The sequence below is a fragment of the Streptomyces sp. NBC_00663 genome (genome assembly GCF_036226885.1).
Taxonomy (GTDB): Bacteria; Actinomycetota; Actinomycetes; order Streptomycetales; family Streptomycetaceae; genus Streptomyces.
Genome location: NZ_CP109027.1, coordinates 208,046 through 221,101, shown reverse-complemented (window position 1 = coordinate 221,101; position 13,056 = coordinate 208,046). Strand labels below are relative to the sequence as shown.

General features: G+C 67.4%; 15 protein-coding genes and 3 pseudogenes. 10 read left to right on the top strand and 8 right to left on the bottom strand.

The annotated features are described in order from the left end of the window. Positions 1 to 26 precede the first annotated feature (26 nt). From OG866_RS45170 to OG866_RS00975, 3 genes are all read right to left on the bottom strand, one after another. Positions 27 to 878, bottom strand: a complete 852-nt coding sequence (locus OG866_RS45170; protein WP_443063483.1) for an SCO2400 family protein — start codon at positions 876 to 878, stop codon at positions 27 to 29. Positions 879 to 1,099: 221 nt separating this feature from the next. Next, the gene (locus tag OG866_RS00980) at positions 1,100 to 1,453 is read right to left on the bottom strand and encodes a hypothetical protein (protein WP_443063482.1); all 354 of its coding nucleotides are present in this window, start codon (positions 1,451 to 1,453) and stop codon (positions 1,100 to 1,102) included. 987 nt (positions 1,454 to 2,440) lie between these two features. Continuing rightward, positions 2,441 to 3,691 (bottom strand): FAD-dependent monooxygenase, encoded by a 1,251-nt coding sequence (locus OG866_RS00975; RefSeq protein ID WP_329331335.1) that lies wholly within the window; start codon positions 3,689 to 3,691, stop codon positions 2,441 to 2,443. 79 nt (positions 3,692 to 3,770) lie between these two features. Between OG866_RS00975 and OG866_RS00970 the strand changes: the two genes are divergently transcribed. The 4 genes and pseudogenes from OG866_RS00970 to OG866_RS00960 all read left to right on the top strand — a co-directional run bounded on the left by OG866_RS00970 (position 3,771) and on the right by OG866_RS00960 (position 6,097). Next, positions 3,771 to 4,331 carry a TetR/AcrR family transcriptional regulator C-terminal domain-containing protein gene (locus OG866_RS00970; RefSeq protein ID WP_329343860.1) on the top strand — a complete coding sequence of 187 codons (561 nt, stop codon included), beginning with the start codon at positions 3,771 to 3,773 and terminating at the stop codon, positions 4,329 to 4,331. A 133-nt stretch (positions 4,332 to 4,464) separates the two neighbouring features. After that, positions 4,465 to 4,734 (top strand): annotated as a pseudogene (locus OG866_RS45165) (hypothetical protein); the annotation flags it as partial. A 241-nt stretch (positions 4,735 to 4,975) separates the two neighbouring features. Then, complete coding sequence (locus OG866_RS00965; RefSeq protein ID WP_329331334.1) at positions 4,976 to 5,278, top strand: transposase; 303 nt, start codon at positions 4,976 to 4,978, stop codon at positions 5,276 to 5,278. 177 nt (positions 5,279 to 5,455) lie between these two features. After that, positions 5,456 to 6,097, top strand: coding sequence for a transposase (locus tag OG866_RS00960; protein WP_329331333.1), 642 nt, complete (start codon positions 5,456 to 5,458; stop codon positions 6,095 to 6,097). 3 nt (positions 6,098 to 6,100) lie between these two features. Here the strand turns inward: OG866_RS00960 and OG866_RS00955 are convergent, their stop codons facing one another. The 3 genes and pseudogenes from OG866_RS00955 to OG866_RS00945 form a co-directional block, all read right to left on the bottom strand. After that, a complete protein-coding gene (locus tag OG866_RS00955; RefSeq protein WP_329331332.1) occupies positions 6,101 to 6,727 on the bottom strand; it encodes an ATP-binding protein in 627 nt (208 codons plus the stop codon). A 102-nt stretch (positions 6,728 to 6,829) separates the two neighbouring features. Next, positions 6,830 to 7,090: pseudogene (locus tag OG866_RS00950) on the bottom strand (helix-turn-helix domain-containing protein); the annotation flags it as partial. Between the two features lie 127 nt (positions 7,091 to 7,217). Further along, the gene (locus tag OG866_RS00945; RefSeq protein WP_329331331.1) at positions 7,218 to 8,120 is read right to left on the bottom strand and encodes a hypothetical protein; all 903 of its coding nucleotides are present in this window, start codon (positions 8,118 to 8,120) and stop codon (positions 7,218 to 7,220) included. A gap of 174 nt (positions 8,121 to 8,294) precedes the next feature. Here OG866_RS00945 and OG866_RS00940 point away from each other — a divergent pair. The 3 genes and pseudogenes from OG866_RS00940 to OG866_RS00930 all read left to right on the top strand — a co-directional run. Continuing rightward, positions 8,295 to 8,396, top strand: a pseudogene (locus OG866_RS00940) (wyosine base formation domain-containing protein); the annotation flags it as partial. 469 nt (positions 8,397 to 8,865) lie between these two features. After that, entirely contained in the window at positions 8,866 to 9,399 is a 534-nt protein-coding gene (locus OG866_RS00935; RefSeq protein WP_443063481.1) for an RHS repeat-associated core domain-containing protein, read from the top strand. A 44-nt stretch (positions 9,400 to 9,443) separates the two neighbouring features. Beyond that, entirely contained in the window at positions 9,444 to 9,638 is a 195-nt protein-coding gene (locus tag OG866_RS00930; protein ID WP_329331330.1) for a hypothetical protein, read from the top strand. A gap of 527 nt (positions 9,639 to 10,165) precedes the next feature. On the opposite strand, the gene OG866_RS00925 is transcribed toward OG866_RS00930, so the two are convergent. Next, positions 10,166 to 10,591 carry a MarR family winged helix-turn-helix transcriptional regulator gene (locus OG866_RS00925; protein WP_329331329.1) on the bottom strand — a complete coding sequence of 142 codons (426 nt, stop codon included), beginning with the start codon at positions 10,589 to 10,591 and terminating at the stop codon, positions 10,166 to 10,168. Positions 10,592 to 10,681: 90 nt separating this feature from the next. On the opposite strand from OG866_RS00925, the gene OG866_RS00920 reads away from it, so the two are divergent. The 3 genes from OG866_RS00920 to OG866_RS00910 all read left to right on the top strand — a co-directional run bounded on the left by OG866_RS00920 (position 10,682) and on the right by OG866_RS00910 (position 12,005). Further along, entirely contained in the window at positions 10,682 to 11,413 is a 732-nt protein-coding gene (locus tag OG866_RS00920) for an SDR family NAD(P)-dependent oxidoreductase (RefSeq protein ID WP_329331328.1), read from the top strand. 65 nt (positions 11,414 to 11,478) lie between these two features. After that, positions 11,479 to 11,733 (top strand): hypothetical protein, encoded by a 255-nt coding sequence (locus OG866_RS00915; protein ID WP_190904303.1) that lies wholly within the window; start codon positions 11,479 to 11,481, stop codon positions 11,731 to 11,733. A gap of 146 nt (positions 11,734 to 11,879) precedes the next feature. After that, positions 11,880 to 12,005 carry a hypothetical protein gene (locus OG866_RS00910; protein WP_329331327.1) on the top strand — a complete coding sequence of 42 codons (126 nt, stop codon included), beginning with the start codon at positions 11,880 to 11,882 and terminating at the stop codon, positions 12,003 to 12,005. 6 nt (positions 12,006 to 12,011) lie between these two features. Here the strand turns inward: OG866_RS00910 and OG866_RS00905 are convergent, their stop codons facing one another. Then, entirely contained in the window at positions 12,012 to 13,022 is a 1,011-nt protein-coding gene (locus OG866_RS00905) for an aldo/keto reductase (protein WP_329331326.1), read from the bottom strand. Between the last annotated feature and the right edge of the window lie 34 nt (positions 13,023 to 13,056).

The window sequence follows — 13,056 nt, the reverse complement described above, 5'->3', positions numbered from 1 at the left end:
GGGCCCCTACCGTCCTGCCTGCAAGGTCACCCCAGACACAGCACGAGCAGGCACACTTGCGTCGGTGACGTCGATACCGGTGCGGAACCGGTCTGGGGGGTGCCCGAGTCCGGGCTCTCGGCGGTTGCGGGTGCCGAGGGCCGGCCCGCCGCCGTACCGGTGGGGTCGTGATCACTGTCGTGGGAGGAGGCGACGGTGTCTTGTGGCTGTGGCTGTGACTGCGGAGCCGATGCCGTGGCCGGGGCAGGAGGCGCGGCGGCGTCCGGCCGTGCGAGCGACGGTGTGGTGCGGGGCGGGGCCGCGGGAGGCTGCTTCCTGGGGGTGCCGGAGGCCGGAGACCCCGCCTCGGAAGTGTTTGACGACTGGTGTGGGGTGGGCGGTGTGGGTGCCGGGCGGGTGTACGCGGGCGTCTGTGCCTCCACGGCGCCGATGTTCTGCTGGTCCGGCGCTGTGGCTGCCCTTGCCCGGTCGGGGGAGTGCCTCTCCATCGTGGCGATGGACAGGCCGCTTCCGACGAGTGCGACGGCGGTAGCGACCGCTGCCCGCCGTTTGTTCTTCTTCCAGCGGGCCAGTTGGCGGCGCCGGGCGGCTCGGCCTTCGCGCACTGTGGGTATGTCCCCGACGACGGCGGAGGAGGCGGCGTACGGGGTTGCGTCCCAGTCGGCGCAGTCCTCCTCGCCGCGCAGGGGACCGTCGTGCCATGTGTCCAAGGACGAGGTGTCGCGGACCGCATCTACGGCCGGCGCGCTGTCAGTTGTCGCCGGCTGCGAGCTGATACGGCCTGCTGCGGGCGGAGCGATGTCCGGGGCGTAGGCGCCGCACCCGGGACACACCAGGGCGCCGTTGAGATGGCGACGACACTTGGAGCAGTAGTCCATCTGCGGTGTTCCGGTCTTCCTGGGTTGGCTGTGCCGTCGGTGCACAGGCCGAGGGCTGTGCACCGACGGAGGTCGGCCGCTCACGCTAACCAGGCATGTGGGTATCTGTGTGCAGCCTGTGTGATGCTCCTGCGCGGATTCTTCGGGCATCGCCCGAGAGCCGCCCGCCCGGAGCCCCCATGCCGCCGAGCACGGCGGGAATTGCAGAGGACGGCTTGCTCTCAGACGCGGTTGAGCCGGGCGGCGATTCCATGGCCGATCAGCAAATACATGACGGCCGGGAGACCGTAATTGAGGAGGATGCGTAGCCCCTCTGTGTCCATGGTGAAAATGTCCTGCGACCACCAGGCCAGCAAGCCCGCCGTTCCTCGGACGAAATCGACGAAAACGTTCGCCCGGTTCGCGTCGAGCAGAAACAGCACGATCCACAGGCCGAGCAGGCCTGCCGCAGTGTCGGCGATCGTGCAGACCGTCAGAGCAGTGCGTCGGGCCGTGGTCTGCCGGCGCACGGAGCGCTCCGGCCCAGAGGGCTGGGGGTACGTCTGATATCCGGGAGCCGGGTCAGTGTTGCTCACGATGAATCCGATCTGACGTGGTGTGATCTCGGGCGTGCTCGGCCCGGGACTTGAATGCGGCCCGGTTCGTCGCCCGCTTCTCCCTGTCCCTGCGTTCCGCAAGCGCTGTTGCGTTACACCCGCGTCTGTGATGACCCAAATATGGTTGCCTATTCGGGCACTTAACCAAATGTTCGCACGGAAGGGCAGATTTGCTTATGGAATGGCAGCCCGCCGTCGAGACGAGTGGCACCTCGACTCAAAGGGTGCTCACGTCGGCTGCGTCGGGGGCGATGGCCCTGCGGCCCGGCGTCTCGGAAGTCGGCATGAGAGCGACGCCACCACGACCCGAGCCCGGTCGCGTGCCAGTCGTGATCGAATCATGGTGCCGACGAGTGCACGCCTTCATAGGCGTGCTGATCTCGCGGTCATCTCCGTCCGCCCGTGACACTTGTGTCAAGTGGCGCGCTGTTGGGAGTGACCCCCGGGCGGGGTCGTGGCGCCTCATCCTCCGGGGGGAGGTATGCGGGCGCCGATCTGTAGGGGCAGGCCCGGTTTCCCCCCGTGACTGGGCTTGCCCCTGCTCTTGACGCCCGGTGCTCTCACGGTCGGCCACGCAGCCCACGACACAAGGGTGTGAAGCAGCTCTCTACGGCACCGGCCTCGTCGTGTTCACCGCGGCCATGGCTCTCGGAGCTGCCTGGACGGTCGGGCCCGCCCCTGGACCTGGCTGGCTAGCGCGGCTTCGACCAGTGGACTCGCATGTTGAGGTGTCGCGTATTCGGGACCTGAAGCCGGCCGGCCATCACGGTGAACGTTCTTGTGGCCAGCAGTCCTGGACAAGGAGATCGTCGGCGACGAGGAAGATGGCGACAGTGGGCAGCAGTGAATGCCGGAGGCCGGCAGGACCCTGATCAGGTCGTGGGAAGGTGCCTTCGTCCTATCGCGGTTCGTGCCACCGGCCGAGCCCTGGTCATGAGGGCTTCGGTTCTCGGTGCCCGGTCGCTTTCAGACGGCGGTGATCGGCGCTGGGTTCTCCGGGAGCTGCCAGTTGCCGCCGCGGTCCTCCTTTGAAAGGCGCGCGGCGAGGTCGGGGACGTGCAGGAAGCAGGCGAGCGCGGTGGTGGCCTGGAAGACGTTGATCGCACGCTGGGTCATCGGTATGCCCAGGCGCAGAAGCCGCGGATTCACCTCGCCCTGGATCTCGTTGACGAAGGGCCGCAGCACGCGGTCGTAGTTCGCCAGCGCGGTCGGCAGGTCGCCCGGGTGCCGGTTGATCTCCCCGGCCAGGACATGGGCGCCGACCAGGCCGCCGGAGACTCCCATGCCGCTGTACGGGGAAGCGCAGTGGGCGGCGTCGCCGGCCAGGACCACGCGGTCCTTGGACCAGGTGTCGGTACGGACCTGGACGACCTCCTGGGAGTAGAAGAACGGGCTCGTCTTCATACCCTCGATGAAGCGCTCGGTCTGCCACCCGGCGTCGCGGAATCTGCTCGCCCAGAACTCCTGCTGACGCTCGACGGGCGCCCGGTGGATCGCCGAGGCTTCCTCGGATTCCTCCCGTAGCACGAAGTACACCTGGGTCTCGGTCGGGTTGTGGCTGCGGCGCATGATCTGGCGGCCTCCCGGGACCATGTAGGTGTCCCGGATGTTGCTGTCGGGCGCGATGCGCGGAACGAACCAGTAGGCCATGTGGATGCCCACCCGCCAGTACGGATCGAAGCCTTCCGGGAGAACCGCTCGCCGGATGCGCGATCCCTGCCCGTCCGCGCCGATCAGGAGGTCGAATGCGCGGGAGGACCCGTCGGAGAAGTGCGCGACGACCTTGTGTTCGTCCTGCTCGAAGCCGTCCACGCTCTTGCCGAAAACGTACTCGGTGTCGTTCCTCGTCGTGTCGTGCAGGATGCGCACCAGGTCACCGCGCATGATCTCGTACTCGGACGTGAGGGCCTGCCGGCCCTGCCCGGAGGTGTTGGCCATGATCGTTGCCCTGGCCCTGCCGCGGGCGTCGACGAATGCGACGCCCGCCTCGTCCACGAGCTTGCCTCGGACGGCGTCGAGAAGCCCCATTCGCTTGACGGCCTCGATGCCCTGCCCCCGGAGATCGACCTGAGCTCCGGCGGCCCGCAACGCCGGAAAGCGTTCGACAACGGTTACCCGGTGGCCGCCCCGTGTGAGCCAGAAGGCCAGAGCCTGCCCTGTGACCCCACCACCGGCGACGAGAACCTGCAGGGGCTGCGTTCCCGACGGCTTTGGCATGCCCATCACTCCAAAATCTATCAGTGAAAGATTCCTTTCGAGAGTCACCTATCAGCGATAGATTGTCAACGTGACCAAGATGAACCGCGAGGTCGTCATCGCTGAGGCGCTCGGCCTGCTCGACGAGGTCGGGCTGGACGCCGTCAGCACGAGACGGCTGGCGAAGCGCCTGAACGTGGAGCAGCCGTCGCTCTACTGGCATTTCCACACAAAGAAGGACCTCCTCGCCGCTATGGCGGAGGCGGCGATGACACCCCATGCGAGCGCACCCCTGCCGACACCCGAAGACGACTGGCGTGACTGGTTCCTGGACAACACGCGCAGCTTCAGGCGCACCCTGCTGATGCGCCGGGACGGCGCACGGCTCCACGCCGGCAGCACCCCCGCCGGCGACCTCGACCGGATCCGCCGCAAGATGGATTTCCTCGTCGCCTCTGGGGTCCCCGAGCGGGAAGCGCAAATGGGAATGCTGGCCGCCAGCCGCTTCACGGTCGGCAGCGTCCTGGAAGAGCAGGCAGACACCGGCCCCGGTGACAGCGCGGATATACCGGCTGACGTGCCGGTGATCGATCACGAGTCGGCGTTCGAGGGGGGCCTTGCCCTCATCCTGAACGGCCTGGTGCACCGTGCCGGGGTGTAGGGGGTTGACTGGTCCCACAGGTCAGACGCCAGATGGGTGGGGAGATCCACTGAGCAGGTGTGGGGTCATCCCCGAGCAGGGGGTGGCCGTTTTCAAGGCTCTGTCCGCAGTTCCGTGAATCCCCAGGTCAGCGATGGGAACGCGGGATCGTTTCGGCAGGGTGTTTCCTGCCGTGGCGAGCAAGACGGTCGAGGATGTGTTGTTTCCCGGGATCGATGTGCGAGTGGAGCGCGTCAGCGACACTTCCGATGCCCTACTGGTGGAGGCGGTGTCCACCGCTTGTCCAGGCCGGTGCCCGGACTGCCGGAAGCGGGCGATACGCGTGCACAGCACCTACCAACGCAGCCTGCAAGAACGGCCGTTGGGCTCCCGCCGGGTCGTCGTACGGCTTCGGGTGCGCCGGTACTTCTGCGACCGCAGGAGTTGTTCGCGCCGAACGTTCGTCGAGCAGGTCGGCGGTCTGACCGAGCGGCATCGCCGCTCCAGCATCGGGCTGACGGGCTGGCTTCGGTCAATCGCGGTGGAGCTGGGCGGCCGTCCAGCAGCACGGCTGTGCCGGCGCCTGAGGCTGGCTGCGGGCCGGACCCTGCTGCTGGCTGTTAGAGGCCCCGACGGTGCCGGACCGTGCCCCACGGGTGCTGGGGGTGGACGAGTTCGCCTTCCGCAAGGGCTGCACCTACGGCACCGTGCTGGTCGACGTCGAGGCTGGTCGGGTCGTGGACGTACTGCCCGACCGCACCTCGGAGACGTTCGCGGCCTGGCTGGCCGAGCACCCCGGAGCCGAGATCATCTGCCGGGACCGGGCCACCGCCTACACAAGGGCCGCCAGGGAAGCCGCCCCTCACGCCCTGGAAGTGGCCGACCGCTGGCACCTGTTGCAAAAACCTGTCCGCCGCGGTGGAAGAGACCTGCCACCAACACCGCAACTGCCTGCGCAAACCCGCTGAGGAGGAGACGGCGACCGAGGCTCCCGAGATGGCCCCGATGCTGTTACCGCCCACCGAACTGCCTCGCACCCAGATCATCGAACGCACCCGTCACCGCTACGAGGACATCCACCGCTGCTGGAGAAACGCTGGACGATCAGCGCGATCGCCCGCCGTCTGAACCTCGACCGCAAGACCGTGCGCCGCTTCCGCGACACGGATCTCGACGAGCTACTGGCCTCCGCCCGCGACCGCCGTCCGAACGGTGTGCTGGAGCCGTTCAAGGCGTACCTGAACACCCGATTCACCGAGGCCCAGGGCCAGGTCAGCGGCACCCGCCTATTCCTGGAGATCCAGGCACGCGGCTACCGAGGCAGCCGCCAGGTCGTCCGCAAACACCTCGCCGCTCTCCGCGCAGGCACCGCCGAACCGGTCCGGGCCGACATCCCGAGCCCCCGCAAGACCACCTCCTGGATCATGAGGCCCCGCGAGACTCTCACCGAGAGCCAGGACGAGCGGCTGCTTCAGGTTCGGCTCGCTTGCCCGGACATCACCCGGGCCTGCGACCTTGCCCGGGCCTTCGCCGATCTGGTCCGTCACCAGCGGGGATACCTGCTGCTGGAGTGGATCCGGCAGGCCGAACAGGACGCGCCGAAGCCGCTGCAGGGCTTCGCCAGCTTCCTCCGCCAGGACCTCGACGCCGTCACCGCCGGCCTTACCCTCCCGTGGATTTCCGGTGTCGTTGAGGGTCACGTAAACCGGGTGAAAACTCTGAAGAGAGCCATGTATGGTCGGGCTTCGTTCGAACTCCTCCGGACCCGCATCCTCACCCAGCCATGACCTTCAGGCATTACGGCGATCTTCAATTTGAATGTCCAGATTTGGCCACGTCATGGCCATACGCTTCAACTGGCCCTCCGTCGATACCCTCACCGAACGCAACGTCTCATCTGGCCTGAAGCGGACGAGCGTTCCGGTGGTGCCGTCGGCCTCGACAGGCTCCAGGTCGGTCACCGGAACGCCGTGTTCGTAGCGTTGGATCCAGGCCCCATTGAGGCGGCGATTGGTATGGACGAGCCATTCGCTGAGCGCTGCTACAACGGACATGCCGCGACGAGGACGGCCATCCGGAAGTAGTTCCGTGTCTGCGAAGTCGAAGAAGCGAAGATCCTTTGACGCCATGACTGGCTTCTTCACGATCTGGCCGTGCTCGTCCATCCGGGTATCGGTGCCCCGTCCGTCATCCGCCACGGACAAGGAGCCATCCGGATACAGAGTGACGAGGCAGCTTCCTCCGCCTCTGCTCGATGCCTCATCGGCAGCATAGGCAAGCACCTCAAGGACAAGGTGCCACGGGCCGCTGTGCGCGAAATTCTCCGGGCTCTGTCTGATATGTGCCAGGTGATCAAAATCGACGGCGGTGGACCAATCGTGCGTGGTGTTGACCCAGGAACCCTTCGAGACGTCCATCAGGCAAGTATCCAACCGGCTCATGATGACCTAGCGGACGGCTCCCTCAAGAACCGCCCCTCACGGAACTGCGGACAGAACCGTTTTCAACGAGCCCCATCACCGCGGCACCCCGGGCCGCGGCTCGTCGGCGAGTCCGTCCAGTCGCCGAGCAAGGAACCGTGTGCGCCAGCGGCGCACGGTATCTCTGCCGACACCGAGTCGCGCGGCGATCACGGCGTTGTTCCAGCCGTTCGCGCACGCCAGCACGGTGCGTGCGCGATCGGCCAGTCCCTGGGCGGTCGAGCGGCGCTTGGCCCAGCTCTCCAGCGTCAGCCGCTCGGCCTCCGACAACACGACAGGTTCCAGCCGGGTATCGCCCATCCACGCAGCACAGCGCGAGCGCGCTAACCGCCGCAGCAGCACGCCGCAATCTGAAAGAGGGGACGCCTCATGTGGCGACCCACGACCTCAAAACCAGATCACTGGTACGTCCTGCGAGGCGCCGTTCCTAGCGCATCAGCAGTCCTTGCATCCCCAGCCCGTAGTGCACGCGCAGCCGGTGCAGCTCCCACAGGCCCACTGCCGTGACGGAGAGCGGGGCGCCCAGGATGAACACGTACCGGATCACAGTCGGCACGCCCTCGTGGGCGCCGGTGAACATGTCGATCAGTGCCATCTCCCACGCCAACGCCATGATCAGCAGCGGCGGCACCGTCTCGTGGATGTCCGCGGTGCGGAACACGTGCTGGACGGCGAGTCCCACGCCCCAGACAACGAACGGCGTCACCCAGAAGAGGACGAAGAGGGTGAACGCGAGGATGAGGCCTTTCGTCACGGTGAAGTGGCCCTCCACGAGGGGTTCCTGGCCCTCGAAGAACCCTGAGAGCACCATGATCGGGAAGACGGAGGCCGCCGCCATCATGGCCACGATCGCGCCGAAGCACCGCCCCGCCCGGCGCAGCAGGTCCCGTCGCGCCGCCGGAGCGGCCAGTCCATACAGGACGCCGACGACGACCGGGAGGGTCGCCGCCAGCACGAGGGCGCTGGTCCACGACTTGTCGACCTGCTCGTCCGCCGCATCGCTGAGCTTGGGGGCGAGCTTGTAGGCGTAGGACATCCACAGGAACGCGCCCACGCCGACCAGGGTCCTGATCTTCCGCATCCGCGCCACCTCAGGATCCGAGACGATGCCCGGCCGTGACGGGGTGAAGACCCTGCGCGCGGTGTGGATGGGGCCGATCCGCCGCCGCAGCCGGGTGATCGGCCCGCCCGGCGGCGGCACCGGCGGCCCCGGGTAGGGCGGCTGGGGCTGTGGCGGCACGTAGGGCTGGGGCGGATAAGGCTGAGGTGGTTGCGGCTGGTAGGGCTGCGGCCCCTGGGGCGGCTGTCCGCCCGGGTTCCAGTTGCTCATCGTTCGTCCCCCGATATGCGAGTGTGCGCCGCGACGGGCGCGATCGCCGAGTCTATTGAGCACACAGGGTCCGCGCAGCCCTCGCCCCGGGTCGTGCACCCAACGGCCACAATTATGCAAGCACGCTTGCTTGCTTGTTCTATTCGGCGCTGCCATGCCCGAGGCGAGCGTCCCGTGTTCGATCCGACGCGCGTGTTCGACGACCTGCGCGAGGCGAGCGAGGAACTCGACCGGCTGGTGGCCGAGCAGTGGGCGCTCGCCACCCCGGCGCCCGGCTCGAATCTGTTCGTACGCCAGCGCCCTGCGGAGGTGGGGCGGCTGCTGGAGCTGGGGGAGACGCTGCGTCAGGCGCATCGGACGCTGGATGCCGGGCAGCTGAGTGAGGCGAGCCGCCGCAGTACCAGATGATCACCCTGCTGGCGCGGGAGACGGCCGAGCTCGCACAGCAGGCCGGGCTGCTGTTGACGGAAGCGGTGCGACATGAGGTCGAGCAGATCCTCCACGCTGGCCTGGCCGACCCGCCGGTTGCCAAGGAATGGGCGGCGGCCCGGCTGGCCCAAGCGCCGGCCGCAACCGTGGACTTCACCGCCGTCACCCCCGAGATCCTGCCTGAACGCCCTCGGCCTGGCGTCCACGGCCACCAACGGCGTCGCCACCGGATTCATCCGCGAACCGGCGGGCACGTTGAATTCCATGACATCTGGGGGGGAAGTCCTACTACTACCTCACCGACGCCACCGGCAACGTGCTGGGGCTGGTCGATGATGCGGGCAAGCGCACCCACACGTACGCCTACGGCCGGACGGGTCTGCCTCGAGGGACCACTACCGAGGCGGTCCCGCAGCCGTTCCGTTACAGCGGCGCCTACCTCGACCCGACCGGCATGTACAAGATGGGCGCCCGCTCCTACGACCCCCAGCTCGGCCGCTTCACCCAGCCCGACCCCTCCGGGCAGGAACAGAATGCGTACCTGTACGCGTACGGCGACCCCCTCAACAACAGCGACCCCACCGGACTCTTCAGCTTCCCTGACGTATCAGGAGCCCTCGAGTGGGCTTCCCTGACACAGAAGATCATGAGTGGTGACGAGCAGGGGGCCTACGCCTCCAAGGTCGGCATCCTCGTGGGAATCGGCACCGAGGCGGTCTGCGGAGCGGCAGCTGTAGCCGGCGCCGTCCCCACGCTCGGCACTTCCATCGGCGCTGGCATCACAGGCTGCACGGTGCTGTCCATGGGACTCGGAGCGGCAGCGGCTGCCGGAACCGAAGCTGCGCTGTAACCAAGACACCATGAGCGAGTCGGGGATCCGCAAGGATCCCCGACGTGGAGGTCCACATGGTCGAAAAACTGACACTCATTGCGGCGGTTGTGGCCGTTCTCCTCATCGTGCTGGGAGTCTCTGCTCTGAGCCACGGCAAGCCCGCCGCCGGTGCGATTCCGCTCGCCATGGGAGTAGTCATTGCTGCCTGCTCTGTCTGGGTGCTCCGATTTCAGCGGAAGAAAGGCCACGGCAGTTGAGCGGTCTGGTCGGCGCGAAGATGGCCGAATCAGGAATAATCGTTCCGTCACTCGGTGCGCCGACGGAGTTGCCCGGCAACAGGTGCTGGTGCACGTTCGCGTAGTCGCGGGCGACGGCGAGGCGGGCCTCCCACGCGGAGGCGTGCACGGACCACACCATGCCCAGGCTTCAGTTCGCTGACACGCGCAGCCTCCAGGGTCCCGGCCGAGTAGTAGCGGCGTTGATCCGCCACCCGACGCTCCCAGGGGATGGCTGCCGAGACCACCGGGTCAGTCGTCAGGGCAGACGAGATCGCTTCGCGGCGTGACGGTGGCGTGGCGGTCGATCCGGGAGCAACGCTCGATCCGCGCCCACTGCGCGTCGGCCAACAGCACACCCAGACCAACGGTCAGGCAGGTCCTCCAGCTGATCCGGACGCGACGCACGCGAGGCAAGCGCTGTGACGGCATTGCCGGAGAGACAAGCCCCTGACCGCTCCGACGGCGGCACGTGGCGGGCGTGTCGGGGCTTAAGGCGGCTGCTGAGTTCAGGGGCGTAGTGCCGTGGTGGCGGATCGGAGGAGGTGGACGAGGCTGTCGCGTTGGGTGGGAGGCCAGGAGCTGAAGCGGGTGGTCAGGGTGGTGTTGATGGCCTGTTGGAACTGGCCGGTGAGGGCTTCGCCTTGGGGGGTGAGGTGGACGCGGGTGATCCGGCGGTCGTGGGGGTCGGGTTGACGGGTGATCAGGTCGCGTCGCTGAAGCCGGTCGACCAGGCCGGTGATGTTGGTTTTGTCGCAGTGCAGCAGGGTCGCGAGCTCGCCGAAGGAGGGCTGCGAATGCTGGGCGAAACACAGCAGCTGTGCTTGCTGGGGGGTAAGTCCTAGCTGGCGGCTTGCCGTGCTGAACAGGCCGTCGATCTCCATGAAGACGCCGATCAGTGTCTCGACGAGTGCGTCATCAGATGCGGCGGCCATGCCAGGCAGTCTAGTGCCTGGACAGTTGACACCCTCCACCAATTAGTCGATGCTATGGACTATCGATAGTGTCGACTAATTGGAGGGGTCATGCGTACCGAGGATCGGGTCGCGGTCATCACCGGCGGATCACGCGGCATCGGGCAGGCGATCAGCAACCGGTTCGCCGCGCAGGGGATGCGTGTCGTCATCGGCTCCCGCGACCAGGTGACAGCTGCGCGGGCCGTGAACCTGATCAAGGACGCGGGCGGGCAGGCCACCGCAGTGCGTACCGACATCGCCCGCCCCGAGGCAGTCAAGGAACTCTTCGACGAGGCCGAGAATCACTACGGCCAGGTGGATGTGTGGGTGAACAACGCCAGCACAGCGACCTCCGGGCCGCTGGCGCGCGCCACCGATGACGACTTCGACCAGTACCTGCATGCCAACGTCCGGGCCACGTTCATGGCACTGCGCGAAGCCGCCCAGCGCATCCGCGACCACGGCCGCATCATCCTGATCTCTTCCGCACTCACCGTGTCCCCACTGCCCGGCATGGCCCTGCTGGCCGCCAGCAAGGCCGCCGGCGACCAGCTCGCCCGCACCCTGGCCTGGGAGGTGGCCTCCAGATCGGTCACGGTCAACAGCGTCCTGCCCGGCCTCACCCGAACCGACGTCCTCACCACCGTGCCCACCCACGTCATCGACGACGCCAGGACCCGCACACCCCTGGGCCGCATCGGCGAACCAGCCGACATCGCCGACATCGTCACCTTCCTCGCCTCCGACGCCGCCCGCTGGATCACCGGCCAGACCATCAACGCCGCCGGAGGCATGATCTAGGGCCGATCTGGGGCCTGTCTGAAGTCGTGATCAACGGGTGAGATGCCACCTGGCACGATGCGCTCATGAATGCCGATGAATCGTGGGAATCCGTGCCAACTGTCAACGTGCGGCTGTGGCGCGCCGATGCCATCGTGCTGTTCGACTGGCTGATGAGCACCGACCTGAACGCCGTACCGATCACGCACCCGGCTCAGAAGCAGGCGCTCGCAGACCTGCTGTCCCGGTTCGAGTGGGCATGCGATGTAGACATCACGGATTCCACCGCGCCGGAGATCGCCGCAGCCCAGGAAGAGGTGGCCAAGGACATGGGCTGGTAGGCGTCTGGGATGGCGCGTAGAGAACTCACGGACAATGAGTGGGAGTTGATCGGCCCGTTCCTGCCGGACCGGAACTTCCAGATCACGCCCTGTCTGCGTGTGCGTCTGCGTCTGCGTGACCGTGACGGCCGACGCCGGGTTCCGCCGTGCTCACCGCGCTGGCGGGCAGTGCTCAGATCATGCAGTTGCGCGCGGCCGCCCGCAAGCACCGCCGGGCCGGCCACAGGGCTGTGAAGGCCGGGGCCAAGGACCCGTGGAAGGCCTGGCGGTAGTCCGGACTACCGGGAGCCCGCCGCAGGCTGTTGCTTGTAGAAGGACTCCTCCAGGTAGGCGGCCTCGTGCGGCTGGTAGGGCTCCTCCAGGTAGGCGGCCTCGTCGTCGTCGAGTTCGACGTCCACCGCGGCGACCGCGTCGGTCAGTTGGGCCGGCTTGGTGACCCCGACGACGGGCGAGGTCACCGCCGGGTTGCGCATGACCCAGGCCAGGGCGACCTGGGCCGGGGACAGACCTCGCTTGCTCGCGATCTCGTGGACGCGCTCGGCCACCGCCTGGTCCCCGTCCCGGTAGAGGATCTTTCCGCCCGGGTCTGTTGCGGCACGCGCCGTGGCAGCGTCCCGGACCCGCGTCAGCCTGCCCCGCGCCAGCGGGCTCCACGGGATCACGCCGATGCCCTGGTCGGCGCAGAGCGGGAGCATCTCCCGCTCTGCTTCCCGGTGGATGAGGTTGTAGTGGTCCTGCATCGACACGAACCGGGTCCAGCCGTTCAGGTCAGCCAGGTACAGGGCCTTGGCGAACTGCCAGGCGTACATGGAAGAGGCGCCGATGTAGCGGACCTTCCCGGACTTGACCGCGTCGTGCAGCGCCTCGAGGGTTTCCTCGATCGGAGTGTCGTAGTCCCAGCGGTGGATCTGGTACAGGTCGATGTAGTCGGTCCCCAGTCGCTTCAGGGAGGCGTCGAGCTCGGCGAAGATCGCCTTGCGGGACAGCCCGGCCCCGTTCGGGCCGGGGCGCATCCGCATCCAGACCTTGGTGGAGAGAACGACCTCCTCGCGCCGGGTGAAGTCCTTGACCGCCTGACCGACGATCTCCTCGCTGCTTCCGGCGCTGTAGCCATTGGCCGTGTCGAGGAAGTTGACGCCGCTCTCAAGGGCCTGCTTGATGATGTCCCGGCTGGCGTCGGCGCCCAGCGACCAGGGCTCACCGCCCCGGTTCGGCTCGCCGAAGCTCATGCAGCCGAGGGTGAGGGCGGAGACTTCCAGTCCGGTCGTTCCGAGATTGATGTATCGCATGCTGCGGAACCTAGGAGTTGGAGTGCGCCCTAAC